Source organism: Streptomyces sp. Z26 (assembly GCF_003665095.1).
In the GTDB taxonomy this organism is placed as follows: Bacteria; Actinomycetota; Actinomycetes; order Streptomycetales; family Streptomycetaceae; genus Streptomyces; species Streptomyces phytohabitans.
The window spans coordinates 2,814,879-2,840,136 of the sequence record NZ_RCHV01000002.1; the positions used below are offsets into that span (position 1 = coordinate 2,814,879).

General features: G+C 72.2%; 25 protein-coding genes. 12 read left to right on the plus strand and 13 right to left on the minus strand.

Annotated elements, in window-relative coordinates; genetic code table 11:
- Positions 1-88: 88 nt before the first annotated feature.
- Positions 89-433, plus strand: a complete 345-nt coding sequence (locus D7M15_RS12460; RefSeq protein ID WP_121520680.1) for a DUF2516 family protein — start codon at positions 89-91, stop codon at positions 431-433.
- Positions 434-488: 55 nt separating this feature from the next.
- Here the strand turns inward: D7M15_RS12460 and D7M15_RS12465 are convergent, their stop codons facing one another.
- Complete coding sequence (locus D7M15_RS12465) at positions 489-1,853, minus strand: PP2C family protein-serine/threonine phosphatase (RefSeq protein WP_121517577.1); 1,365 nt, start codon at positions 1,851-1,853, stop codon at positions 489-491.
- Between the two features lie 241 nt (positions 1,854-2,094).
- The gene (locus D7M15_RS12470; protein WP_240649282.1) at positions 2,095-3,156 is read right to left on the minus strand and encodes a C40 family peptidase; all 1,062 of its coding nucleotides are present in this window, start codon (positions 3,154-3,156) and stop codon (positions 2,095-2,097) included.
- Between the two features lie 451 nt (positions 3,157-3,607).
- Here D7M15_RS12470 and pstS point away from each other — a divergent pair, with 451 nt between their 5' ends.
- The 4 genes from pstS to pstB all read left to right on the plus strand — a co-directional run bounded on the left by pstS (position 3,608) and on the right by pstB (position 7,870).
- The gene (gene pstS / locus D7M15_RS12475) at positions 3,608-4,732 is read left to right on the plus strand and encodes a phosphate ABC transporter substrate-binding protein PstS (protein ID WP_121517579.1); all 1,125 of its coding nucleotides are present in this window, start codon (positions 3,608-3,610) and stop codon (positions 4,730-4,732) included.
- A gap of 219 nt (positions 4,733-4,951) precedes the next feature.
- Positions 4,952-5,953 (plus strand): phosphate ABC transporter permease subunit PstC, encoded by a 1,002-nt coding sequence (gene pstC / locus D7M15_RS12480; RefSeq protein WP_121517580.1) that lies wholly within the window; start codon positions 4,952-4,954, stop codon positions 5,951-5,953.
- Positions 5,950-7,032 carry a phosphate ABC transporter permease PstA gene (gene pstA / locus D7M15_RS12485; RefSeq protein WP_121517581.1) on the plus strand — a complete coding sequence of 361 codons (1,083 nt, stop codon included), beginning with the start codon at positions 5,950-5,952 and terminating at the stop codon, positions 7,030-7,032. The genes pstC and pstA overlap by 4 nt, the downstream gene beginning before the upstream one ends.
- 61 nt (positions 7,033-7,093) lie before the next feature.
- A complete protein-coding gene (pstB, locus tag D7M15_RS12490) occupies positions 7,094-7,870 on the plus strand; it encodes a phosphate ABC transporter ATP-binding protein PstB (RefSeq protein WP_121517582.1) in 777 nt (258 codons plus the stop codon).
- 188 nt (positions 7,871-8,058) lie between these two features.
- On the opposite strand, the gene D7M15_RS12495 is transcribed toward pstB, so the two are convergent.
- Positions 8,059-9,054 carry an inorganic phosphate transporter gene (locus tag D7M15_RS12495; protein WP_121517583.1) on the minus strand — a complete coding sequence of 332 codons (996 nt, stop codon included), beginning with the start codon at positions 9,052-9,054 and terminating at the stop codon, positions 8,059-8,061.
- 6 nt (positions 9,055-9,060) lie between these two features.
- Positions 9,061-9,681 carry a DUF47 family protein gene (locus D7M15_RS12500; protein ID WP_121517584.1) on the minus strand — a complete coding sequence of 207 codons (621 nt, stop codon included), beginning with the start codon at positions 9,679-9,681 and terminating at the stop codon, positions 9,061-9,063.
- A gap of 215 nt (positions 9,682-9,896) precedes the next feature.
- On the opposite strand from D7M15_RS12500, the gene D7M15_RS12505 reads away from it, so the two are divergent.
- Positions 9,897-10,265: a metal-sensitive transcriptional regulator gene (locus D7M15_RS12505; RefSeq protein ID WP_121517585.1), complete on the plus strand. Its 369-nt coding sequence runs from the start codon at positions 9,897-9,899 to the stop codon at positions 10,263-10,265.
- 50 nt (positions 10,266-10,315) lie between these two features.
- On the opposite strand, the gene D7M15_RS28435 is transcribed toward D7M15_RS12505, so the two are convergent.
- The 5 genes from D7M15_RS28435 to D7M15_RS12535 all read right to left on the minus strand — a co-directional run bounded on the left by D7M15_RS28435 (position 10,316) and on the right by D7M15_RS12535 (position 15,379).
- Positions 10,316-10,492 (minus strand): hypothetical protein, encoded by a 177-nt coding sequence (locus D7M15_RS28435; protein WP_165906168.1) that lies wholly within the window; start codon positions 10,490-10,492, stop codon positions 10,316-10,318.
- Between the two features lie 194 nt (positions 10,493-10,686).
- Positions 10,687-11,679, minus strand: coding sequence for a hypothetical protein (locus tag D7M15_RS12515; protein ID WP_240649283.1), 993 nt, complete (start codon positions 11,677-11,679; stop codon positions 10,687-10,689).
- Between the two features lie 533 nt (positions 11,680-12,212).
- A complete protein-coding gene (locus tag D7M15_RS12525; protein WP_240649629.1) occupies positions 12,213-13,139 on the minus strand; it encodes an alpha/beta fold hydrolase in 927 nt (308 codons plus the stop codon).
- 261 nt (positions 13,140-13,400) lie between these two features.
- Positions 13,401-14,111, minus strand: coding sequence for a phosphatase PAP2 family protein (locus D7M15_RS12530; protein ID WP_121517590.1), 711 nt, complete (start codon positions 14,109-14,111; stop codon positions 13,401-13,403).
- Positions 14,112-14,419: 308 nt separating this feature from the next.
- On the minus strand, positions 14,420-15,379 hold the full coding sequence (locus D7M15_RS12535) for a bifunctional lytic transglycosylase/C40 family peptidase (RefSeq protein ID WP_121517591.1): 960 nt from the start codon (positions 15,377-15,379) through the stop codon (positions 14,420-14,422).
- A gap of 164 nt (positions 15,380-15,543) precedes the next feature.
- Here D7M15_RS12535 and D7M15_RS12540 point away from each other — a divergent pair, with 164 nt between their 5' ends.
- Positions 15,544-15,852, plus strand: coding sequence for a hypothetical protein (locus tag D7M15_RS12540; protein WP_121517592.1), 309 nt, complete (start codon positions 15,544-15,546; stop codon positions 15,850-15,852).
- Between the two features lie 152 nt (positions 15,853-16,004).
- Here D7M15_RS12540 and D7M15_RS12545 read toward each other — a convergent pair whose 3' ends face one another.
- A complete protein-coding gene (locus D7M15_RS12545; RefSeq protein ID WP_121517593.1) occupies positions 16,005-16,901 on the minus strand; it encodes a winged helix-turn-helix domain-containing protein in 897 nt (298 codons plus the stop codon).
- Positions 16,902-17,194: 293 nt separating this feature from the next.
- On the opposite strand from D7M15_RS12545, the gene D7M15_RS12550 reads away from it, so the two are divergent.
- Complete coding sequence (locus D7M15_RS12550; protein ID WP_121517594.1) at positions 17,195-17,404, plus strand: hypothetical protein; 210 nt, start codon at positions 17,195-17,197, stop codon at positions 17,402-17,404.
- An 80-nt stretch (positions 17,405-17,484) separates the two neighbouring features.
- Here the strand turns inward: D7M15_RS12550 and D7M15_RS12555 are convergent, their stop codons facing one another.
- Positions 17,485-18,384: a GntR family transcriptional regulator gene (locus D7M15_RS12555; protein WP_165906244.1), complete on the minus strand. Its 900-nt coding sequence runs from the start codon at positions 18,382-18,384 to the stop codon at positions 17,485-17,487.
- A 167-nt stretch (positions 18,385-18,551) separates the two neighbouring features.
- Between D7M15_RS12555 and D7M15_RS12560 the strand changes: the two genes are divergently transcribed.
- Positions 18,552-19,436, plus strand: coding sequence for a maleylpyruvate isomerase family mycothiol-dependent enzyme (locus D7M15_RS12560; protein WP_121517596.1), 885 nt, complete (start codon positions 18,552-18,554; stop codon positions 19,434-19,436).
- Between the two features lie 85 nt (positions 19,437-19,521).
- On the opposite strand, the gene D7M15_RS12565 is transcribed toward D7M15_RS12560, so the two are convergent.
- The gene (locus tag D7M15_RS12565; protein WP_121517597.1) at positions 19,522-20,445 is read right to left on the minus strand and encodes a PhzF family phenazine biosynthesis protein; all 924 of its coding nucleotides are present in this window, start codon (positions 20,443-20,445) and stop codon (positions 19,522-19,524) included.
- Positions 20,446-20,575: 130 nt separating this feature from the next.
- On the minus strand, positions 20,576-20,980 hold the full coding sequence (locus D7M15_RS12570; RefSeq protein ID WP_121517598.1) for a VOC family protein: 405 nt from the start codon (positions 20,978-20,980) through the stop codon (positions 20,576-20,578).
- Between the two features lie 461 nt (positions 20,981-21,441).
- Between D7M15_RS12570 and D7M15_RS12575 the strand changes: the two genes are divergently transcribed.
- From D7M15_RS12575 to D7M15_RS12585, 3 genes are read left to right on the plus strand one after another with little or no spacing between them, the layout of a single operon-like run.
- Positions 21,442-22,344: a hypothetical protein gene (locus tag D7M15_RS12575; protein ID WP_121517599.1), complete on the plus strand. Its 903-nt coding sequence runs from the start codon at positions 21,442-21,444 to the stop codon at positions 22,342-22,344.
- Complete coding sequence (locus D7M15_RS12580) at positions 22,334-23,680, plus strand: hypothetical protein (RefSeq protein ID WP_121517600.1); 1,347 nt, start codon at positions 22,334-22,336, stop codon at positions 23,678-23,680. Before D7M15_RS12575 ends, D7M15_RS12580 begins: the two co-directional genes overlap by 11 nt.
- Positions 23,677-25,254 (plus strand): SCO6880 family protein, encoded by a 1,578-nt coding sequence (locus D7M15_RS12585; protein WP_121517601.1) that lies wholly within the window; start codon positions 23,677-23,679, stop codon positions 25,252-25,254. The genes D7M15_RS12580 and D7M15_RS12585 overlap by 4 nt, the downstream gene beginning before the upstream one ends.
- The last annotated feature ends 4 nt before the right edge of the window (positions 25,255-25,258 follow it).

Below are 25,258 nucleotides of genomic sequence, written 5' to 3' on the forward strand. Positions count from 1 at the left end.
GTAGCGTGGGCGCTACGGCCCCGCGCCGCGCGAGCACGACGGACGGAGCGGTCGACGACCGCCGACGGCGAACTGAGGTGTGTGCATCATGTTGGTGCAGGGATTCACGGCATCGGTCTGGCTGCTGATCGGCGTCGTTCTGCTCGCGATGGCCGTCTTCGCGTTCGTCGACGCGGCGCTCCGCAGGCAGGACGCGTTCCCGGCGGCGGACAAGCAGAACAAGCAGTTCTGGCTGATCATCCTGGGCATCACGGTGGCAGTGAACATGCTGGTGCCGATGTTGTTCCTCCAGATCGTCGGCCTCATCGCGACGATCGTCTACATCGTGGACGTCCGCCCCGCCCTCAAGCAGGTCACCGGCGGCGGCAACGGCTGGCGCAGCGGCGGCAGCAGCAGCGACGGTCCGTACGGGCCGTACAACGGCGGTCGCTGACCCGCACGGAGCACCGGCCCGGGACCCGTACGACTCCCGTACGGCACCGGTCCGTTCAGCCGCGTTCCAGCAGCAGGACCGCCACGTCGTCCGTCAACTCCCCGCCGTTGAGACCGCGTACCTCCGCCATCGTCGACTCCAGCAGCGCCTCGCCGCCGCGCCCCTCCGCCAGGAAGCGCGTGACGATGTCGACCATGCCCTCCTGGCCCAGCCGCTGCCCGCTCGCGCCGTCGCGGCCCTCGATCAGCCCGTCCGTGTACATCATCAGCGACCAGGCGCGGCCCAGCGCCACCTGGTGGCGCGGCCAGCGCGCCGACGGCAGCACGCCGAGCGCCGGGCCGCCCTCGTCGTACGGCAGCAGCCGCGGGGCGGGGCAGCGGGGGCCCGCGACGAGGGGCGCCGGGTGTCCGGCCAGGCACACGCCCGCGCTGCGGCCGTCGGGCGCGATGTCCACGGTGCAGAGCGTGGCGAACACCTCGTCCGAGGGCCGCTCGTGCTCCAGCACCTTCTGGAGGGTGCCCAGCAGTTCGTCCCCGCACAGCCCGGCGAACGTCAACGCGCGCCAGGCGATGCGCAGTTCGACGCCGAGCGCCGCCTCGTCGGGGCCGTGCCCGCACACGTCGCCGATCATCGCGTGCACGGTGCCGTCGGCGGTGCGGACCGTGTCGTAGAAGTCGCCGCCGAGCAGCGCGCGCGAGCGTCCCGGCCGGTAGCGGGCGGCGAACCGCAGGTCGCTGCCGTGCAGCAACGGGGTGGGGAGCAGGCCGCGTTCCAGCCGAGCGTTCTCCTGCGCGCGCACCCGGGACTCGGCGAGTTGGCGCTGGGCGAGGTCGGCGCGCTTGCGCTCGACGGCGTAGCGGACGGCGCGGCCGAGGAGGCGGCCGTCGAGTTCGTCGCGGAAGAGGTAGTCCTGGGCGCCGACGCGTACGGCGGCGGCGGCCCGTTCCGCGTTCGCGCCGTCGGTGAGGACGAGTACGGCGTGCCGGGGCGCGAGTCGGAGTACCCGGCGGAGCATGTCCAACTCGTCCTGGTCGTCCGGGACTTCGGCGGCCCCGGTCGTCTCGGCGGGCCCGCCGCCCGCCCCCTCCTCGGCCGTGCCCGGCCGCTCGGTGAGGGCCAGGTCGAGCAGGATGCAGTGCACGCCGTCGGTGAGCAGCCGCTCGGCCTCGGTGAGGTTGCGGGCGGTACGGGTCCGTACGGGTACGTCGGGCCCGCCCAGCAGCGCCGGAACGCTCACGGCACCCGTCGGGTCGTCCTCGATCACGAGCAGCGTCAGCTGCGCGCCCCCGGCCTCCCCCGCGCGCGGCGCCTCGTCGCACGGCGCCTCCTCGTCGCACTCGGCCTCGTGCGGCTCCGCCTGGTGCGGGAGAGCGGTGAGCGGCGCGGCCGACGTGCGGTGCCGAGGCACGGGTACGGGCATGACTGGGTTTCCTCTTCCCTCCCCCCGAGGGCACGGCACCCGTGGAACGAGGGCACCGTCCGCGACAGTAGCGCCCGGGCACACCCGTAAGGAATGCCCCAGGGCAACATGCTCGCGTCATATGCCAAACGTCACGTCGCACGCCGTACGGACGCGATCACGCGCGTACGCCCGTCGTGCGCCCGCGCCCGCTCCCGTACGCCCGCGACCCGTACGCCCGTCGTGCGCCCGGCTCCCGCGCTCAGCCCCCGTCGGGCCGTACGACGCCCAGGATCGGCATCGACCCGGCGCCCTCCACCACGATCTGCCGCCCCGTGCGCGGCGCGTGGACCATGTCGCCGCCGCCGACGTACATGCCGACGTGGCTGGCGTCCTTCTTGTAGATGATGAGGTCGCCCGGCCGCATCTTCGCGATCGGCACCCGGGGCAGGGACTTCCACTGCTCCTGCGACGTACGCGGCAGGTTCCGGCCCGCCGCCTGCCAGGCGCGCATGGTGAGCCCGGAGCAGTCGAACGTACGCGGGCCCTCGGCGCCCCACTCGTACTCCTTGCCGAGCTGGTCCGTCGCGTACGCCAGCGCGCGCCTGCCCGCCGGGGACGCCTCGCCGCGGATCTCGTCGAGGACGCCGCTCTCCAGCCAGCGGGCCTGGTTCGCCTCGGCGGCGCGCGTCTCCAGCGCGGCCAGCTCCTCGCGCTCGTCGTCCTCCAGCTGCGCGCGCAGGTCCTCGGCCTGCTTCAGCCGCTTCTCGACGGTCTTCTTCGCCGCGGCCTTCTTCTTGCGGTTGCTCTCCAGCCGCTGCCAGCGGTCGGCGGCCTCCGCCACGTACCCGTCGAGCCGGTCGCCGGTGGACGTGAGCCTGCCGAGCAGGCCGCTGGTGGCGCGCTGGCCGTTGCGTACGAGGCCCGCGTCGCGGAAGAACTCGGCCGGGTCGCGGGCCAGTACGAGTCGGGCCTCGTCCGGCAGGCCACCGCCGCGGTACTGGGCGCGGGCCATCGCACCGGCGCGGTCCCGGAGGGCGTCCATCCGGTTCTGGTTGGCGGTGATCCGGCGGTTGAGCGAGGCGACGCCCCGGCGCTGCTCGGCGGCCTTCTCCTCCGCCGCGTTGTACGCCTCGGCGGCGGACTCGGCCTGGCCGTGCAGGTCCTCGATCCGCTGCCGCACCTGGTCGAGGCTCATGCCCCCGGCGGCGTCCGGCGCGTCCGCGCCCGCCACCGGGTCCGTGCCCGCGTCCGGCTCCGGCGGGTCCGCGTACGCGCTCCCCGCCGCGAGCGGCCCGGCCAGCACCCCCAGGACGCACGCCACGGCCGCCACCACCCGGCGTCCGAGCCCGCGCCGCCCCCTCCGCTGCCGCGTCACCGACGGCCCCCCCTCACGTTCCGGCCACCGCGCACCCCGCCCGGGACCGACTGGAGTGGATGTTTTCACGCGGTCGCGGAATGCGACAGGGCGCCACAGCGGCGGGCGGGGAGCGGACGCGGCGGCTCCGTTCCGGGGCCGCCCGGGGAGGCCACCGGCACGGAACGAGCCAGGTCTCGGTGAGGTCACGGCGGCTACCGCACTGACCGCCGAGGTTCACTTCGCGTTCACTCTCGGCCATGGGCCGCTTCACTTGTTCTGCCTAATTTCAGCCTTACAGCCCGCGTGCCGCGCCGACAGTCGCAGGCCGCGCGCCCTAGTGGACACACAGCCACGCACTCCCGACATCTTCGCGCGCCGACCCCACCGGCGGGCCCCAGGAAGGAACTGAACGAAAGTGAAGCTTCAGCGCACGAACAGGCTTCGCGCCCTCGCCGCCGGCGCTCTCGCGGTCTCCGGTGCCCTGGTCCTCACCGCCTGCGGCTCCGACGACAACTCGGGCGACGGGGACGGCGGGTCGAGCAAGGCCGCCAGCAACATCAAGTGCGAGGGCAAGGGCAACCTGCTCGCCTCCGGCTCCAGCGCGCAGAAGAACGCGATGGACGTCTGGGTGAAGAACTACCAGGCCGCCTGTCCCGACACCCAGATCAACTACAAGCCGACCGGCTCGGGCGCGGGCATCCAGGAGTTCCTCCAGGGCAAGACCGCCTTCGCCGGTTCCGACTCGGCCCTGGAGGCCGAGGAGGTCACCCAGTCGAAGAAGGTCTGCAAGGGCGGCCAGGGCGTCGACCTGCCGCTCGTCGGCGGCCCGATCGCGGTGACGTACAACGTCTCCGGCGTCGAGGACCTGGTGCTGGACGCCGAGACCCTCGCCAAGATCTTCGACTCGAAGATCACCAAGTGGGACGACGCGGCCATCAAGAAGCTGAACCCGGACGCGAAGCTGCCGTCGACGAAGATCCAGGCGTTCCACCGCTCGGACGACTCCGGCACCACCGACAACTTCACCAAGTACCTCAACACCGCGGCGCCCGACGCCTGGAAGTACGAGCCCGCGAAGAAGTGGGCCGCCGAGGGCGGCCAGTCCGCCGACGGCTCCTCCGGCATCGCGACGAACGTGAAGCAGAACGACGGCGCCATCGGCTACGCCGAGCTGTCCTACGCCACGGGCAACGACATCCCCACCGTGAAGCTGGACACGGGCGCCGACGCCCCCGTCGAGGCCACCACGGAGAACGCCTCCAAGGCCATCTCCGAGGGCGAGATCGTCGGCAAGGGCTCGGACCTGGCGCTGGAGCTGGACTACAAGACGACGGCCGCGGGCGCGTACCCGATGGTCCTCGTGACGTACGAGGTCGCCTGCGACAAGGGCAACGACGCGGCCACCCTCGACGCCACGAAGTCCTTCCTGAAGTACGCCGCCAGCGAGGACGGCCAGAAGGCCCTCGCCGACATCGACTACGCGCCGATGCCCGACGAGATCATCACGAAGGTCCGCCAGACCGTCGACGCCCTCGCCTGACCCACCCTCCGACCGGCGGTCGCCGACCGAGGCTGACACCAGCCCGTCGACGGCCGCCGGTGGCCCAGTGGCCCCCGAGTTCGGCAGTACCGACCACTGAGCCGTCGGCCCCGCGACGCCGCCCCACGCGCCGTACGCCGCGGAGTCGACGTGAACCATCCGGTGCACCGCCGCCCGGGACCCGCGTGACGAGCGGGCTCCCTCCAGACCGGAGAAACCATGAGTATTGATTCCGCACCCGACACGGCCGCGCCGCCACCCGCGCCCGCGGGCAAGGCCGCCACGAAGCAGAACCTCCGCCCCGGGGACCGCGTCTTCCTCGGGCTCGCCCGGGGGTCCGGCATCACGCTGCTGGTCATCATGGCCGCCATCGCGGTCTTCCTCACCTGGCAGGCGACGAAGGCCCTCACGGAGAACGAGGGCAACTTCCTCACCACCTTCGAGTGGGACCCGAACGCCGAGCCGCCCGTCTTCGGCATCGCGGTGCTCGCCTTCGGCACCGTGGTCAGCTCGGTCATCGCGATGGTGCTCGCCGTGCCGATCTCCATCGGCATCGCCCTGTTCATCTCGCACTACGCCCCGCGCCGCGTCGCGACCCCGATGGCGTACGTCGTCGACCTGCTGGCGGCAGTCCCCTCCATCGTGTACGGCCTCTGGGGCGCGCTGTTCCTCGTACCGCACCTGACCGGCCTGTACGAGTGGATGGACGCGTACCTGGGCTGGACCGGCGTCTTCGAGTACAACGGCGGCGCCGCGCGCTCCCTCTTCACCGCGGGCATCCTGCTGGCGATCATGATCCTGCCGGTCGTCACCAACGTCTCCCGCGAGGTCTTCAAGCAGTCCCCGAAGATGCACGAGGAGGCCGCGCTCGCGCTCGGCGCCACCCGCTGGGAGGTCATCCGGATCTCGGTGCTGCCCTTCGGCCGTTCCGGCGTCATCAGCGCCTCCATGCTCGGCCTCGGCCGCGCGCTGGGCGAGACCATGGCCGTCGCCACGGTGCTGTCGCCGAGCTTCATGATCGAGACGAGCCTGCTCGACCCGGGCGGCGGCACGTTCGCCCAGAACATCGCGGCCTCCTTCAAGGAGGCCTCCCCGGCGGGCATCGGGCGTGAGGCGCTCATCGCCTCCGGCCTGGTCCTGTTCGTCATCACGCTGCTGGTCAACGGCCTCGCCCGGCTGATCATCGCGCGCCGCAAGGAGTACTCGGGGGCCAACGCATGACCGACGTCACCCTGGACAAGTCGCCCGTGGACGAGGCGCCCGTGCCGACCACCGGCCCGCTCCGCCAGCCGCGGCTGCCGAACTGGGCGCCGTACGGCATCGGTGCCCTCTCCGTCGCCCTGGGCTGCGGCATCGGCCTGGTCGCCGGGTTGGAGAGCCGCATCCAGTGGGGGCTGATCGCGGCCGCCCTGTACGTCGTCGTCACGTTCGCCCTCACGACCACCGTCGAGGGCTCCCGCCAGGCGCGCGACCGGCTCGCGACGAGCCTCGTGTGGGTCTCGTTCCTGCTCGCGGTGGTGCCGCTGTTCTCCCTCATCTGGGAGACGGTCGCGCGCGGTTCGAAGGTGCTGGACGGCACGTTCGTCTCGCACTCGATGAACGGCGTGATCACCCTCCAGCCGGGCGGCGGCGCGTACCACGCGCTGGTCGGCACCCTGGAGCAGATCGGCCTCGCCAGCCTCATCGCCGCGCCGATCGGCCTGCTCACCGCGATCTACCTGGTCGAGTACGGCACCGGCAAGCTCTCGAAGGCCATCACCTTCTTCGTGGACGTCATGACGGGCATCCCGTCGATCGTCGCGGGCCTCTTCGTGCTGGCGTTCTGGATCATCTACCTCGACATGGGCTACTCCGGCTTCGCCGGTGCCATGTCGCTGGCGATCCTGATGATGCCGATCGTCGTGCGGTCCACCGAGGAGATGCTCAAGCTGGTGCCGAACGAGCTGCGGGAGGCGTCCCTCGCTCTCGGCGTGCCGAAGTGGCGGACGATCCTCAAGGTCGTGCTGCCCACCGCGATCGGCGGCATCACGACCGGCGTCATGCTGGCCGTCGCCCGTATCGCCGGTGAGACCGCGCCCATCCTGCTGCTGGTGTTCGGCTCCGCGTCGATCAACACCAACCCGTTCGACGGCGCCCAGTCCTCGCTCCCGTACTACGTCTACGAGCAGTGGAAGCTCGGCAACGAGGCGTCGTACGACCGGGCCTGGGGCGGTGCGCTGCTGCTGATCGCGTTCGTCATGGCGCTCAACCTGCTGGCGCGCGGCATCGCCGCGTGGAAGGCACCCAAGTCCGGCCGCTGAGGCCCCCGAAGACCACTGTCTGCTGGGGCCCATCCCCAGACCCGAGGAGTTGATCCCCACCATGGCCAAGCGCATCGACGTCAGCGGCCTAGCGGCCTACTACGGCACGCACCTCGCCATCGACGACATCTCGATGAGCATCGAGCCCCGCTCCGTGACGGCCTTCATCGGCCCGTCCGGCTGCGGCAAGTCCACCTTCCTGCGCACCCTCAACCGCATGCACGAGGTCACGCCCGGCGGCCGGGTCGAGGGCAAGGTGCTGCTGGACGACGAGGACCTGTACGGGCCCGGCGTGGACCCCGTGTCCGTACGCCGCACCATCGGCATGGTCTTCCAGCGGCCCAACCCGTTCCCGACGATGTCCATCTACGACAACGTGGCGGCCGGGCTCAAGCTCAACGGCAACTTCAAGAAGGCCGAGCTGGACGGCATCGTCGAGAAGTCGCTGAAGGGCGCGAACCTCTGGAACGAGGTCAAGGACCGCCTGAACAAGCCCGGTTCCGGCCTCTCCGGCGGCCAGCAGCAGCGGCTGTGCATCGCCCGCGCCATCGCGGTGGAGCCGCAGGTGCTGCTGATGGACGAGCCCTGCTCGGCCCTCGACCCGATCTCCACGCTGGCGATCGAGGACCTGATCGGCGAGCTGAAGTCGCAGTACACGATCGTGATCGTCACGCACAACATGCAGCAGGCGGCGCGCGTCTCCGACCGTACGGCGTTCTTCAACCTGGCCGCGGTCGGCCAGCCCGGCAAGCTCATCGAGATCGACGACACCGAGCGGATCTTCTCCAACCCGACGGTGCAGGCGACGGAGGACTACATCTCCGGCCGCTTCGGCTGACGGCCACCGCGCCGGGCCGTCGCCCAGGGCCGCCTCGCGGTGCTGCATGGCGGTGCCACCGCGAGGCACGGGCCCGCCCCTGGCTCCCGGGGGCGGGCCCACTCACGTGCGCGTACGAGCGCGGGCGGGCGTACGTACGGGGTCGTGCGGGCTGGGCGTACGTACGGGTGCGGGCGTACGGGCGCCGGTCAGCCCGCGGCCAGGTGCACCACGGCGTAGCAGAGCGCCGCGACACCGCCCGCCGCCGGCATGGTGATGAACCAGCCCGCCACGATGTTCTTCGCCACGCCCCACCTCACCGCGGAGATCCGTTTCGTCGCGCCGACGCCCATGATCCCCGAGGTGATCACGTGCGTGGTCGAGATCGGCGCGTGGAAGAGGAACGACGCCGTGTACATCACGGACGCCGCCGTCGTCTCCGCGGCGAAGCCCTGCGGCGGGTCCAGCTCGATGATCCGGCGGCCCAGCGTCCGCATGATGCGCCAGCCGCCCGCGTACGTGCCGAGGGACAGCATCAGCGCACAGGTGATCTTGACCCAGGCCGGGATGCCGTTGTGGTCCTGGACATCCGCGATCGTCAGGGCCATCACCACGATGCCCATCGTCTTCTGCGCGTCCTGGATGCCGTGCCCCAGCGCCATGCCCGCCGCGGAGACGGTCTGCGCGATCCGGAAACCGCGCTTGGCGCGGTGCGGGTTGGCGCCGCGGAAGGCCCACATGATGCCGACCATCACCAGGTAGCCGAGGAGCAGCCCGACGATCGGGGACAGGATCATGGGGAGCACGATCTTCTCGATCACGCCCGACCAGTAGACCTTGATGCCGCCCGCGAGCGCGGCGCCCACCATCCCGCCGAACAGCGCGTGGCTGGAGGACGACGGCAGCCCGTAGTACCAGGTGATCAGGTTCCACGCGATGGCGCCGACGAGCGCCGAGAAGAGGATCGTCATGCCGCCCGACCCGTGCGGCGTCTCGATGAGCCCCTCGCTGACGGTCTTCGCGACGCCACTGCCGAGGAACGCGCCCGCGAGGTTCATCACGGCCGCCATCAGCAGGGCGGCGCGCGGGGTGAGGGCGCGGGTGGAGACGGAGGTGGCGATCGCGTTCGCCGAGTCGTGGAAGCCGTTGGTGTACGTGAAGAAGAGCGCGACCCCGATGGTCACGACCAGAGCGAACGTGTCCACGAGCGGTCAGGACTCCTTGACCGCGATGGTCTCGACGGTGTTGGCCACGTGCTCGAAGGCGTCCGCGGCCTCCTCCAGCGAGTCGACGACCTGCTTCAGCTTCATGACCTCTATCGCGTCGAACTTGCCGTTGAAGAGGTGCGCGAGCAGCTTGCGGTGGATCTGGTCGGCCTGGTTCTCCAGGCGGTTGACCTCGATCCAGTACTCCGTGAGGTTGTCCATCGTCCGCAGGTTGGGCATGGCCTCGGCGGTCAGCTCCGCGGCCCGCGACAGCACCTCGATCTGCTGCTCGACGCCCTTGGGCAGTTCCTCGATCTGGTAGAGGACGACGAGGTCGACGGCCTCCTCCATGAAGTCCATGATGTCGTCGAGCGACGAGGCCAGCTTGTAGATGTCCTCGCGGTCGAACGGCGTGATGAACGAGGAGTTCAGCTGGTGGAAGATCGCGTGCGTCGCGTCGTCACCGGCGTGCTCGGCGGCACGCATGCGTTCGGCGATCTCGGCGCGCCCGGAGGAGTTCGCCCCGAGCAGTTCCATCAGCAGCTTGGAGCCGGTCACGATGTTGTCCGCCGAGGCGGCGAACATGTCGTAGAAACTCGTCTCCCTGGGGGTCAGACGAAAGCGCACGGGGGGTCCTCAGGGGGCGTCGGTTGTCCGGGGGTCAGGTCTCGTTGATGCTAGGTGCATCATCCGGCCACTGCGAACCGGCGTTCAACAGTCTCACCCATGGGCTGTCGAACGCCGCACAGGGCTGTGGAAACTGCGATAGCATATACCCAGTGGGGGTATATGACCCGCTCTGTTACCGCCTTCTCCTCTCTCCATCCCTTCGGGAGGGTCCCATGACCACGGCCGAGAACACTCCCGTCGCGCCTTCCGGAGCCGACGCGGACACGGCCGAATGTTGCTCTGCTCACGCCGCGACCGGCGAGCACGGCTACACCAAGGACAAGGACGCCCACCTCAAGCGCCTGCGCCGGATCGAGGGACAGGTCCGCGGTCTCCAGCGGATGGTCGACGAGGACGTGTACTGCATCGACATACTCACCCAGGTCTCCGCCTCGACCAAGGCCCTCCAGTCGTTCGCGCTCCAACTCCTGGAGGAGCACCTGCGGCACTGCGTCGCCCACGCGGCGATCGACGGCGGCAGCGAGATGGACGCGAAGGTCGAGGAGGCCACGGCGGCGATCGCGCGGCTGCTGCGTACGTGACGCGGACGCGGCGTACGCGGTGGCCCCCCGGGCCACCGGGGCCGTCGGGGTCAGCACCGCGCGCGCGAGGGGTGCGCGGGGTCGTCGCGGCCGGGCTCGCCCACGCGCAGCACCTCGTCGATACGGGCCGTGCTGAGCCGTTCCTCGCCCGCGAGTTCGGCAGCGGCGGCGGCGATCATCAGGTCGCCGCACATCTCGATCTCGGCGAGCGCGATCTGGTCCTGCACCGCGCTGCTCCGTGGCCCGCGGGAGCTGCCGCCGGACCGGGAGCCGCCGGGCCGCGAACCTGGCACCGGTACGGGCACGCGCGCCACCTCCTCGTTCTCCGAGGCGCCGGAACGCCGGATTCCCAGAGTAGGTAGGGGCGCACCCTCCGCGCATGGCACTTCCGAACCATTTCGGAACGCCTCCGCGGGTGGCTCTACGGTGTCGCGATCCGCCCGGTGTAGATGTGCTCCGCCGAAGGCAGGGCGACGTCCACGGGAGCGCCGAAGCCGAACATCTCGGTGGTCGACGTGACCGTTGCGTCCGCCCCGGGCCCACCCGCGCCACCGCCGCCACCGGCGCCGCCGCGACCGCTGTCATCCGTTCCACTGCTGCCGCCCTCGGTACCGGCGTCGGCGCCGGTACCGAACGTGAACCGGTGCTGCACCTTCCTGGGACGCGCCTGCCCATCGATGAACACGTCAAACGAGACGGCGTCCCCGGCGAATCCGCGCGCCGCGGCGGCCAGTTGCGCGCGCGCCGGGCCCTTCGCCGTACGGGCCGCCGCGTCCAGGTCGGCGGTCCCCCGGTAGTGCCGTACGGCCGTGCCGTGCAGGCTCTCCGCCCCCACGTAGCGCAACTCGTCGGTGCCGCGCAGCAGTTCGGCGGCGGTCAGCGGGTCGGTGGCGCCGCTGGTGACCAGGTTCCCGTCGGGCAGCGCGGCCGCTTCCACGCGTACCCACTTGTCGGCGGGCACCCCGGCGCCCCGGTTCTTCATGTAGAGCGCGCCCCGGCGGAAGACCTGCGTGAGCGGTTCGCCCGCCTCGGCGCCGGACGGGCCGCGCGGCAGCGTCACCTCGATACGGCCGGTGCGGCGGGCGTAGTCGAAACCGCCCGCGCCGCGCACCGTGACGCGCGTACCGCCGCTGGCCATGCGCACGGAGGTGCGCGTACGGGAGGTGCCCGCGCGTTCCAGGGCGTCGGCGGCGCGGCGTACGGCCGTGAGCGCGTCCCCGTCCGCCGTCCGCTCCCCGCCCCTGCCACCGCCCGCGCCCGGCCCGGCGGTGGGGTCCGCCGAGTCCGCGACGTCCGGGCCCCCGGCGCCGTCCGACCCGCGGGAGGCCCCGGCCGGGCCCGTCGGGGAGCAGCCGGTGACGGCGACCGTGCAGACCAGGGCGGCACCCACCCCGGCCGCGGTGGCCGCGGCCACACCCCTGTGCCTGCGCCTGTGCCGTCGTCCCCCGACCATCTGCCCGCCGACCCCGCAACCCGTTCTCGCGCCCGTACCCGTACGCGGACCGGGCCCCGTACGGGCGACCCGTTCCGCTTGCGCTAACGAGCCGCCACGGCCCGCCGTCACGCCCTCCTCCCGGGCCCGCGCGACGGCAGTACGGTGGACGGGTGCGCCCCCACAAGAGCACGAGCGGCACGGCGTTCCGGTCCGGGACCGGTCACGCCGCGCGGACGGAACCCCCGGCCCGTACGGGCCCCCCGGAGCAACCCGCACGACCGGCACGACCGGACGGCGGGACCCCCCACGAGGCCACCACCGTGGAGCGCGGCGCGTTCTCGCACGCGAGCTGCGCGTGCGGCTGGCGGGGCCCGGCCCGGCGTTCCCGGGACCGCGCGCGGGCGGACGCGACGGCGCACGGGGGCACGGCGTAGCACGGCGGCGTACGGGAGCACGGCCACGTACGGGCGCGCGACGGCGTACGGACACGGCGAACCGCCGTACGGGTGCGGCTACTTCGACTCGACGCGCCCGAACGCGCCCGGCCCGGCGGTCAGTTCGTCGCACGCCTCGCGCCAGGCGGGGTCACCGGCGTGGAGCGTGCTGCGCAGCCAGGCCGCGGTGAGGCGCCGGACGGCGGCGACCCGCGCCGGGTTCTCGTCGGTGGTCTCGGCCACGTCGTAGCCGGATATCCCGCCGAGCCCGTGCTCCGCCCCGTACAGCGTGAGCAGGGTCTTCGGCCCCGGCGCCAGCGCGTACGGGTCGGCGTGCCACTCCGGACCGGCCACCGACAGGTGCGCCGAGTCGTCCGCGTCACCGGCGACGACGAGCGTGGGCGCGGCCATCCGCGAGAAGTCCGTGGTGCGGAAGAAGGGCCACTCCGTGGCGGTGAACTCGCTGAGCGCGTCACCGCCGCGTCCCGGCGCGGCCAGCAGCACGCCCGCCTTGATCCGGGGTTCGGTGAGGTCGACCTCCGTGCCGTCGTCGGGGTCGGTGAGGCGCGCGCCCAGCAGCAGGGCGGCGGTGTGCCCGCCCATGGAGTGCCCGGCGACGGCGACCCGGTCGCGGTCGAGCCGTCCCCGCAGCTGGGGTACGGCGTCCTCGATCTCGTCGAGCCGGTCGAGCACGCGCGTCATGTCCTCCGCCCGCGACCGCCAGTGCAGCGGCCCGCCGGGCACGTCCGGGCCCAGGTCCAGGGTGCGTGAACTCAGGTGCGTGGGCTGGATGACGGCGAAGCCGTGCGCGGCCCAGTGGTCGACGAGGGGCGCGTAGCCGTGCAGGGAGGACAGGTGGTGGGACATGCCCTGGCCGTGCGAGAGGAGGAGTACGGGCAGCCGGTCGCCGGTCACGGGCGCGGAGACGCGCAACCGCAGGTCCACGGCCCGGTCGGGCGTGGGCAGTTCGACGGGGCTGACGGAGAGGACCGGGACGGGGCCCAGGGGCGGGGCGTCGGCGGTGGCGGGTGCGGTGAGGGGGGCGTTCTGTGCGGGCACGGGGATTCCCTTCGGAGGCGTGACTGGATGCGGAGCAACGTTCCGCATACGTTACGGAGCAGCGTTCCGCTTTGTCAACGCGTACCCCGCCGACCCCGCGCGGGCACACGGAACAGGGCCCGGGACAACCGTCCCGGGCCCTGCCCCACACCTGCTCGACCGTCGTACGCGCAACCGCCGCCGGAGCCGTACGGCCCCGGGGCGCCGCTACGCCGCCAGGTCCCCGTCGTACCGCCGACCCGCGTCCAGCCGGTCGCCCTCCGCGCCCGGCAGCCGCGCGCCCGCCGCCACGGGCCCGCCCACGGGGGCCCACACGAGGCCGCCGACCCGCGCCGAGCGCGCGACCGTACGGACCAGAGGGGTCAGCAGCCAGAGCGCCACGGGCGCCAGGAGGAGCGCGACGGCCGTGCCGAGGGCGAGACCGCCGATGACGTCCGTCGGGTAGTGGACGCCCATGAAGACGCGGCAGAAGCCCTCGAAGAGGGCCAGTGCGAGACCCACCAGCCCGAACCGGCGGTGCACCATGAACAGCCCGACGGCGAGCGCCATCACGAGCGTCGAGTGGTCACTGACGAACGAGTAGTCCGTCTTCCCGTCGACCAGCACCTCCAGGCCCTTGTGGTCGACGAACGGCCGCGGACGCTCGACCAGTCCGCGGATCGGGATGTTGACGAGGACCGCGACACCCGCGGCGAGCGGCCCCCAGAGGAGCGCGGCCATCGACGCGACGGCCGTCTCGCGGTCCGCGCTGCGCCGCCGCACGGACCACCAGGCCCAGCAGCCGACGAGGACGAGCCCGAGGAGGATGCCGTACTCCCCGATGTGGCCCATGACGCGGTCGACCCACGCGGGAGTGTCCTCGGTGAGCCCGTTGATGTCGTAGAGGAGGTCGACGTCGGGGTTGTCCCATCCAGCCATCGCGGTACGGCCCCTTCACTTCTCGTGTGTTGCTCTGCCGATCCCCGTACCCCCGCGATCTTCACGCCCCCGCGTCCCCGCCGCACGCCCGGCACGGAACACCCGTACCGCACCTGACGACGTCCGGCACGGGGCCGGACGTTCCAGAGTCCACCGAAAGATCACCCTCACGGTATCGAAAGGAGACCCGTTCGCGCAGCTCAGGGCCTACGCATCACGGAGAGTTCATATTCCGCTGCCGCTCCCGTCCCTCGCGTATCAGCCCGACCGGCCGTCCCCGCGCACCCGCGTCGGCGGGTCGCCGCAGCTCAGGCCGTCGGGCGGGTCGCCCCGAAGTAGTCCGGGGAGTCGATCGGATCGAAACGGATCTCCGCCCCCGTGTACGGGGCGTCGATCATCTGGCCGTCACCGACGTAGATGCCGACGTGGTGGATCGAGACCGGGTCGTCCAGGTCGTTCGCGAAGAACACCAGGTCTCCCGGGAGGAGTTCGTCACGTTTCGGGTGCGGCCCGGTGTTCCACTGCGCGCTCGCGAGGCGCGGCAGTTCGATGCCGACGGACTTGTACGCCGCCTTGGACAGCCCCGAGCAGTCGAACCGCCCGCCGTCCTCCGGCGTGCCGTCACCGCCCCACAGGTAGGGCGTACCGAGCTTCTGCTGCGCGTAGTTGATCGCTCCGGCCGCCTGCCGGGACGGGTCGACGCGGCCCTTGTTCGCGGCGAAGCTCTTCTCCAGCTTCGTGATCACCTGCACGTAGTTCTGCGTCTCCTGGTACGGCGGGACGCCCTGGTACTGGATCACGCGGTACGCGCCCGCGTTGTACGCCGCCAGCATGTTCTCCGTCGGGTCGCCGGGCACGTCCCCGACGTAGTCGGCCAGTTCGCAGTCGTACGAGGCCGCCGAGGGGATCGCGTCCTTCGGGTCCCAGACGTCCCGGTCGCCGTCCCGGTCGCCGTCGATGCCGTGCGTCGCCCAGGTGCCCGGGATGAACTGCGCGATGCCCTGCGCCTCCGCCGCGCTCTGCGCGTCGGGGCGCCAGCCGCTCTCCTGGTAGAGCTGCGCGGCCAGCAGCGCCGGGCTGATCTCCGGGCACAACTGCCCCCACTTGCGCACCAGATCCTGGTACGCCGCCGGGACCGTGCCCTCCGCCAGCCCCGTCGGACGGCCGCCGCCCATGCCCCCCCCGAGGGACGACGCGGCGACGAACGTACCGACGACGAGCAGGGCCATCAGCCCCGACAACGCGGCGGCCCCGGCCCCGACACCCATCCATACCTTCCGCACGCCCCAACCATCCCCCAGATAGGCCGTGATGTCACAGGACAGCGGTAGAGTCATAAGGGTCGCAGGGAAGCGTGGTGCGACCGCGGCGTGCCGTCACCGGCGACACGTCACCACAACACCAACATTCCGAGCAGGGCGGTGAGTTACGCATGATCCTGGCAGCCGAGAAGGGTGACATCACCACCATCATCGGTGGAATCGCCCCCGACTGGGGGCCGTTCGGGTCACTGGGCAACGAAGCACGGGTGATGATCGAGGTCGTGATGGCGGTCGCCATTCTCCTCTGCCTCGGCATCGCGGTCTGGGGTGCCGCGAAGCAGCGCATCGGTGCGACGGCGCTCCGGGACACGTTCAGTGCCGAGCAGGGCAAGGGGCTGATCGTCGCGGGGCTGACGGGCGTCTTCATCATCGGATCGCTCGGCACCCTCTTCACGATCGTCTACGGCATGGCGGTGTAGCGCCGCTCCCCCGCCTCGTGCCGTGCGCCCCCGGCGCACGGCTGAGCCGAGGGGTCCTGGACACGGCCGGGCGGACGCACCGCCACCGCCCGCCGTCGTTCAGCGCTGCCCCACGGGCGCCCCGACGTGGGGGCCGCCTCGGGTCGCTTCTCTCAGTCGCTCAGCGGCAGCGGCGTGGCCACCTGCTCCCAGCGGGTGTCGAACCACTGCGTGACCTGCGCGAAGCGCGCGTCGTCCAGCGCCGAACCGCCCGGCGCCCTACGGGCGGACGGGAACAGGCTGCCGTCGCTGTGCAGTTCGAGCACGTCGAGGGTCGCGCCGTCCGGGTTGTTGTACATGGTGGCGCGGCGGATGCTGTAGAAGCCGGTGAGCGCCTCGGTGCCGTTGATGATGTAGCGCTTCTCGCCGGGGATCGTCGGTATCCCCCGGACCTCCACCCGTACGTCCGGCACCAGCCGGTCCTCCGCGAGCGCCGTCAACGAGTGCTCCAGCGCCCCCGCGTACGTACGGATCAGATGCCGCAGCCGCTGGAGCGGGCGCGGGTCGGCGGGGTCCCCGACGCAGCGCGGGTACGGGTGCGGGGCCTCCAGGTCGGGTAGCAGCACGCGTACGGCGATGGACTCCGGGCGCTGCTCCCCGTTGCGGATCTCCGTCGCCTGGTTCTGCACCGCCTTGCTGAGCGTCTCCACCGTCAGCGACCACACGTCCAGCGACACGTGCCGCGCCGTGAACGCGCGGGCGATGTGGTGGGCGAGCGGCTGGAGTTGGCCGTCCTGGTGTGCCACCCGGGCGGCGCGGCCGGGCACGCCCTGCTCGATCAGGCCCTCGTCGCGCAGGAGTTGCAGCGCGCTCTGCACGGTGCTGCGACCCACCCCGTAACGCCGTTGCAGCTGTTGCTGCTTGGGCAGCGGGCGGCCCTGGTCGATGCGGCCGTCCAGGATCATGGCTCTCAACTCGTCGGCCACCAGCCGGTACCGGGGAGTGCCGGTTCCGCCGTCGTCCCCCGTGCCCTCCGGGTCCCCGCCGTTGCCCGCAGTCGTCGACGCCACTCACCGAGGCTACAACTGCCGTGCGTGGCAGGACAGATGGCCGTGACTTCCGGTCATCTTCCGGTCATCCGGCGGGTTGCCCCGGCAATGCCCGTGGCATGCCCGCAACGGGGCGGCGGGTCTCGGGCAGGCTGGTCCGGTTGTCAGGAGTTGGTCGCGGTTGGTCGCGGGTAGAAGTCGTTCCTACGAAGAAAGCGACCAATGGCACCGTCTCAACGAAGAGTTGCTGCCAACTGGGATACCAACCGCAGGTATTCCATCCGGAAGGACGTGATCCGCAGGAGGTGAGGACCATGGTGGCACTGGTCCGGACGCATCTGTTCATGGAACTGCTCACCCAGGTCGCGGTCGACCTGGTGCTGACGATCGGCTGGCACGGGGCCCTCGTGGCCACACTGATGACCGTGCTGGCACGGGGACTCCGGCGCGAGCCGATGCCCGAGAACCTGGTCTGCGTGACCAGCATCCTGCTCGTGATCATGCTGATCGCGGGCCGCCGGTGAGGCGGTGACCCCGCCCCGCCCGACCCGGTGGTACGGCGCTCGCCGCGCCACCGGCCCAGGAGACACCCGGACGCGCCGCCTCATGGCTCCATGGGGCGGGCGATGGTGTCCCACAGCGAGTCGAACCAGAGCTTCGTCTGCTCCACGTACGCCTCCGTCACCTGGTCGCCCGGCACCGCCGTGTGCCGGAAGAGGATGCCGTCGAGGCCGAGCATGTCGTAGATCTCCATCGGGTCGCGGCTCAGCTCCACGCGGCGGGGCAGCACCTGGTAGTGCCCGGTGAGGACCTCCTCGCCGTTCAGGACGAACACCCGCTGGGTCGGCGTGATCGACACCTTCCGCGCCTCGACCCGTACCTCCGGCACCAGCTCCCGTACCTCCAGCATCCGCAGCGAGTGCCGCAGCGAACCCCAGATGTGCTCCGTCACCTCGCGCAGCCGCGCGCGCGGCCTGCTGTCCTGCGGGTCACCGACGACCTGCGGCAGGGCCAGCGCGTTGTCCGGGTCCGGCAGCAGGATGCGGACGCGCAGCGACAGGGGCCGCTGCTCGCCCGCCGTCACCGCGACGACCGGCCCGGCGAGCGCGGAGGCGAGCGTCTCGCCGCTCGCGCAGTACGCGTCGATACGGACGTGGGGGCTCCGGAACGCCCGCGCGACCCGGTCGGTCAACTCCAGTCCGGCCGTACGGGGTTGGTGCCTGCGGCCGACGGACGCGTCACCCGCGTCCGCGTCGGGGTCCGGGTGGTCGGGCACGCGCTGTACGACCTCGGCGGGCGTGCCCTGCCGGGCGCGCTTGATCAGACCCTCGTTCTCCAGGAGTTCGAGCGCGCGCCGGACCGCGCCGCGCGGCGCCGAGAACTGCTCACCCAACTCCGCCTGTGTGGGGATCTGCTGGCCGACCCGCAGCTCGCCCTGGGCGATGCGGCGGCGCAGCCCGTCCGCGACGACATCCCTGGCGGTGCCTCGTCCCTCTGCTGCCATGCTGTCACCGGACACGGCCATTAGCCTACAACAGCCTGCCAATGAACAGGAGTTGTACGGGAGGTTCGACGACCCCCACACCGTACGGCCATCCCTCCGGCCATCCGGCTGCCAACATCCGGGAAAACGGCGTGGCGGCAGCCGTGCGCCGTACGTAACCTGCCGCCATGGCGTCGACCCCGCCGCGTCACGCGCGGTACTGCACCGAGATCACCGAGCAGACACGAATGTTCCGCGAGACCCTCGCCGGAGCCGACCTGTCCGCACGGGTCCCCAGCTGCCCGGACTGGACCCTCCGCGAACTGGCCCTGCACCTGGGCCGCGCGCACCGCTGGGTGCACGAGACGGTCCGCACCCGCGCGCGGGACATGGTCCCGGAGGACACGGTGCCGGGCAGCGCGGGACCGGCCGGCGCGGGGACGGACACCGGTGGCGCGGCGGACGCGGGGGGCGGTGCGTACGCGGAGGCCCTCGACCGGTGGCTCGCGGAGGGCGCCGAACTCCTCGTGGCCGCCCTGCGGGACGCGGGACCCGACACGGACGTGTGGACGTGGGCCGACGACCGGAGCACCGGCTTCTGGGCCCGCCGCATGACGCACGAGACGGTCGTCCACCGCACGGACGCCTGCCTCGCGACCGGGCGTCCGTACGAGGTCGCGCCCGACGTCGCCGCCGACTGCGTGGACGAGTGGCTGGACATCGTCGCCAGTCCGCAGGCGCAGGAGTACGACGAGGGGCTGCGCCAGCTGCGCGAACGCGCCGGGGAGAGCCTCCACCTGCACGCCACCGACCAGCCCGGCGGCACGGCCTCCGGCGGCGACCTCGACACGGGCCTCGACACCGGCCCCGCCGAGTGGCTGATCGAGCTGGGCGCGGACGGCCCGCGCTGGCGCCGTACGCACGCCAGGGCGACGACCGCCCTGCGCGGGCCCCTCACCGACGTGCTCCTGGTCTTCTACCGCAGGCTGCCGCTGGAGGACTCCCGCGTCGAGCTGTCGGGCGACCGGGGGCTGTGGGAGTTCTGGTCCGCCCGCACGTCCTTCGGCGGCTGACCCGCGGGCCCCGGCGCGTACGCGGGCGCGCGTACGGACGTTCCCACCCGCACGTTCCCGCCCGCACGCGCTCCGGGGCCCGCCCTCACACGTACAGCGTGCCGTCCAGCACCGTCACGGCGCTCCCCGTCAGCCGCACCCGGTCACCCCTTACCTCCGTGCGCACCAGCCCCGAACGCGCCGACGCCTGGAGGCCGGTGAGCGCGTCCCGGCCGAGGCGCGCCGCCCAGTACGGCGCGAGGGCCGTGTGCGCGCTGCCCGTCACCGGGTCCTCGGGGATGCCCGCGCCGGGGGCGAAGAAGCGGGAGACGAAGTCGTGGCCGAGCCCGGACGTACGGGCGGGCGCCGTGACGGTGACGCCCCGCAGGTCCGCGCCCCCGGCGCCGCCGCCGCGCAGCACGGCGGCCACGGCGGCCTGGTCGGGGCGCACGGCGCGGACGGCGTCCTCGTCGGCCAGCACGGTCAGCAGGTCGCCCAACGCGCCCGTGTGGTACGTCGCTTCGGGCTCGGCCCCCAGTGCCGCCGCCAGCCCGTCGGGCACGAGCGTCGCCGTGTGCGGCGCCGCCGGGAAGTCGAGGGTGAGGTCACCCCCGGGCCCCGCCTCGGCGGACAGGACGCCGCTGAAGCGGCTGTGGAACCGTACGGTGCCGGTGGCACCCCGCGCCGTACGCAGCACGTGCGCGGTCGCGAGCGTGGCGTGCCCGCACAGGCCGACCTCCTTGACGGGGGTGAACCAGCGCAACTCCCAGTCGGCGGCGGGCTCCCCGGGCGCGGACTCCGTGGCGGCGGGCTCCCCGCCGCCCTCACCCGCCGGGAGCGGCCGGGCGAAGGCCGTCTCCGAGTGGTTCATCTCGGCGGCCACCCGCTGCAACCAGCCGTCGTCCGGCCACTCCGCGCCGGGCAGCAGGCACACACCCGCAGGATTCCCGGCGAACGGCCGGTCGGTGAACGCGTCGACGACGTGGATACGGAGGACGGGAGCCCCGGCGGGGCGGGCGGAGGAAGACATACGGGCAAACTAGCCGCGCCCCGCGTACGTCCGACAGCCCGTCCGGGCCGTACGGACGTACGCGGGGCGCACCGGGCACGAGGGCCCCTGGATCAGACGGGACGGACCGTACGGCGGCCCGCCCGGCGGGCTACGGGGCCGACGCCCCGCTGCCACCCGCCCCGTACGGGCGGGTGATCGCCTCCATGCCGTGCCCCGAGGGGTCCTTGAAGTACACGCCCCGGCCGCCGTCGTTGCGGTTGATCTCGCCGGGCCGCTTCCAGTGCGGATCGGCGGCGTAGTCGACGCCCCCGTCCTTGATCCGCTGGAAGATCCCGTCGAACTCCTCCTCGGAGACGAGGAAGGCGTAGTGCTGCATGACGATCAGCGAGGGATCGAGGGTCGCGAAGTCGAGCGTGACCCCGTTGCTCGTGGCGACCGGGACGAACGGGCCCCACTCGGACCCGACCTCCAAGTCGAGGATGTGCGCGAGGAACTGCGCGGAAGCCCGGTTGTCACGGGAGTGGACGATGGTGTGGTTCAGTTCGACCGACACGGTGGAATGCCTCCAACAGGCATCTCACGGGCACCTCCACGCCTCACCCGGCCGGTGACCGACGCGCGATGCCGTACCGACGATCGTAGATCGGCACCACGCCCCGTGTCACACGCGATACGTACCGCGCCCGTCGATCCGTACGCCCCCGTACCGACCCGCGCCCCGGCCGTACGGCTCCCACACCGGCCGTACGGGCTCACACACCGGCGCAACGGCGCACTCCCGCCGGAGCACGGGGCCGAAGGGTACGGGCGTGCGACCCGTGTGCCCCGGCGAACCGCCGGGACGGCCGTCCCTCCGTCCACAGGACCCCCACGCGGCCGGTACCCCCGCTAACGTCGTGTGAGGGGACAATGCACTGACGGCGGTTGACGGCGGTCGACAGCCGGGAATTGCTGAGAGTTGGGCCGAGAGGTGAGGGGCACGTCCGGCATGAGCGTTGAGGGAGCACGTCCGGCATGAGCATCGGCGGCGACGGGTACGACGAGCGTGGTCGTACGGGCGGCGAGGCGGGCCCGGCGAGACGGCGCGGCGCGACCGGCGGCTCCACGTACGGCACGGGCACGCGCACACGACTGCCGGGCGAGGACGGCGACGTGTACGGCGTCGGCCGACGCCCCGGCGGACGCCCCGGCCGCAGCCTGATCACCGTCGTGGGCGTGGTCGTGCTGCTCGTCGCGGCCATCGCGTTCGCCAACCGCGGCGGCGGAGGCGGCGGTTCGGGCCCCGACGGCGACAGTGGCAAGGGCGGCCGCGACGCGGCGCGGCCCACGGCCCCGACGGGCGAGAAGCCGGTCGACGGCAAGGACACGACGACGGGCATCCCCTCCGGCTTCGCGCGCTCGGAGCAGGGCGCGCAGAGCGCGGCGGCGAACTACATGGTCGCCCTCGGAGGCACCGGCATGTTCGACGACACGGCCAGAAGCCGGATCGTCGACGCCGTCTACGCCCCGGACCTCGCCGCCAAGCGCCGGGCCGCGCTCGACAAGGTCTACGAGAACCCCGCGTTCCTCAAGCGCATCGGGCTCGACGAGAACGGAGCGACCCCCTCGGGGCTCGACTTCATCTCGCGTGTCATCCCGGTGGGCACGCGGATCGTGGACTACGGCGGAAGCAGCGCGAAGGTCAGCGTCTGGTACTCGTCGTTGTTCGGACTCGCTGGCGACGACTCCAAGAACCCGGTCACGGAGAGCTGGTTCACCACCACCTTCGACCTGAAACAGACCGGCGGCGACTGGAAGGTGGTCGACTTCGAGCAGAAGGATGGGCCGACACCGGTCGGCAGGGACCAACAAGCCTCTCGTGCCGAGGAGATGACTGAGGCCGTGGAAGGGTTCGGAGGTTTCACCTATGCCCGTTGACACACGCCGGTTCCTGTCCGCCGCCTCCCTCGTGGCCGGCGCCCAGGCCGCCGCGGTGGTGCTGGCCACGCGCGCCGTGGCGGCGCCGTCGCCCGAGCCGGAGGACGACCCGTGCGACGAGGTCCGCGGACCGGCACGGGAGTTCTGCGACAGCGACGGCGGGGGCGGCGGTGGAGGCGGCCAGCAGCCCGAGCCCGAGTATCTGGTCGACCCCCTCAACTCCCTCGCCAAGGGCTTCGCCGAAGCCGCCGCCTGGACCATCCGCAAGCTCTCCGACCTGGTCAACGAGACGTCCACGGTCGACTTCACCAACACCGCGTTCCTCCGCCAGTACGCCATCGTGTTCGCCGCCTCGACGATCCTCACGCTCGTCCTGTGGCTGCTCGCGGTGGCCAAACGGGCCGTGCGCGGCGTGCCGTTCGTCGAGGCGTTCACCGAGGCGATCGGCTTCCTCTGGCTGGTCGTGCTGGCCTCCGCGTTCACGCCGCTCGTGCTCTACACCGTGGTCACCGCGACCGACTCGGTGACCACCGCCGTCTCCTCGGGCACGGACGGCGACACCGACGCGTTCTTCGGCACGTTCGCCAAGTCCCTGGAGAAGGGCACGGGCATCGGCGGCGGCCCGATCATGCTGATCCTCGTCTCCCTCATCTCCGTCATCGCCGCCGGCGTCCTCTACCTGGAGCTGGTCCTGCGGGCGACGCTGCTGTACGTGGGCGCGCTGCTCGGCACGGCGGTGTACGCGGGCCTGGTCGACAAGAACCTGTGGGGCAAGGTCCGCCGCTGGGCGGGCATCATGATCGCGGTCATCCTGGTCAAACCGGTGATCATGATCGTGCTCAGCCTGGCCAGCGCGCTGACGACGTCCGAGGGGGACAACTCGGTCTCGGCCATCGTGTCCGGCCTCGCCATCATCCTCCTCGCCATCTTCGCCTCCGCGATGATCTACCGCTTCGTGCCCGGCTTCGGCGACGAGATCGTCAACTACCGCAACGCCAGCCAGGACGCGGCCTCCCGCAACGCCGCCGCGATCGTCGCGTCCCCCGCGACGACCCTCCGGCAGGGCATCAACACCCACGGCGCGCGCGGCGGTGGCGGTGGCGCCGTCGTCGCGGGCGGCGGCGGTGGTGGTGACGGCGGCGGCTCGGCCCGCCCGTCCAGCCCCGTGTCGGGCGGCGTCGCCGCGCACAGCAAGCGCGCGGGCGAGGGCGGCGGCGGGGCGGCCGCCGCGAAGCCGACGCCCGCGCCCCGGCGCCCCGCCGACCGCGCCACGACCAACACCCCGCACGCCCACCGCAATCCCCGCAGCAACCGACCCGGAGGTGATCGCGGGTGACCACCTCTTCCCACAGCGTCGCGCCGCGCCGCACGTACATGATCGGCCGCGCCCGGCCAAACGCCATCGTCGGAAAGAACCGGGAGACCGGCGAGATCGCGATGATCATCACCGGCGCCTTCCTGGGCATGATGAGCGGCCTGCTCGTGCCGGTGCTCTCCGTGCGCATCCCCGCCCTGGTCGGCTTCCCGATGCTGGCGCTGGCGATGGTGTACGTGCCGTACCGCGGCCGGACGCTCTACAAGTGGTTCGAGATCGACCGGAGTTTCCGCCGGATGACCCGCAGCGGCGGTACGTACCGCTCCGGTTCCCCCGAGGCGGGCACCCGGCTGGACGGCCGCGAGGTGGAGGTCGGCCCGCCGCCCGGCGTCGGCCGCATCACGTGGCTGTCGGCGCCGTTCGGGCCGGACGAGATCGCCGTGCTGCTGCACGCGGACCGGCGTACGGTCACCGCGGCGATCGAGATCGAGGGGCCGGGCGTCGGACTGCGCGACAGCGAGGACCAGGAGGCCCTGGTCGACCGCTTCGGCACGCTCCTGAAGCACGTCGCGAACGGCGACGGCTTCGTCACCCGCCTCCAGATCCTCGCCCGTACGCTCCCCGCCGACCCCGACGCGCACGCCAAGGACATCGCCCAGCGGGGCGACGACCGCGCGGCGCCGTGGCTCCAGGAGTCGTACGAGCAGCTCCAGTCGATGGTCTCCACCTCCAGCGAGCAGCACCGCGCGTACCTGGTCGCCTGCATGCACTACGGCCGCGAGCTGGCCGCCGAGGGCGCGGCCGTCGCGAAGGCGGCCCGCGTCCCCTCCGGCGGCCCGGGTGGTCGGCGCAACCGCCCGCAGCGGATGACCAAGGACGAGGGCCTGGCGGTCGTCATGGCCCGCGAGTTGACCGACATCTGCGCGCGCCTGGCGGAGGCCGACATCCGGGTACGCCAGCCGCTGGGGCAGGCCCGCATGGGATCGCTGATCCACTCCATGTACGACCCGGACCACCCCATCGACCACATCCAGGCGATGACGAAGCGGAACGCCTGGCCCGCGGAGCTGGACGCGCTGGAGCCCACCTACCTCCGGGCGAAGACCCGGGAGTCGGTGACCCGCGCCCCCTGGTGCCACTCCACGGCCTGGGTGAAGGAGTGGCCGATGACCCCGGTGGGCGTCAACTTCCTCGCCCCGCTGCTCGTCCACACCCCCGACGTGATCCGCACGGTCGCGGTGGTGATGGACCTGGAGCCCACGGAGCTGGCCATCGAGCGGATGCTGACCGAGAAGACCAACGACGAGGCGGAAGCGAGCCGTCAGGCGAAGATGAACCGTACGGTCGACCCCCGCGACGTCGCCGCCCACGGCCGCGTCGACCAGCGCGGCGAGGACCTGGCGAGCGGCGCGGCCGGGGTCAACCTCGTCGGGTACATCACGGTCTCCTCGCGCACCCCGGAGGCCCTGGCCCGGGACAAGCGGACGATCCGCGCGTCGGCCGGCAAGTCGTACCTGAAGCTGGAGTGGTGCGACCGCGAGCACCACCGCGCGTTCGTGAACACCCTGCCGTTCGCCACCGGCATCCGGCGCTGAGAGG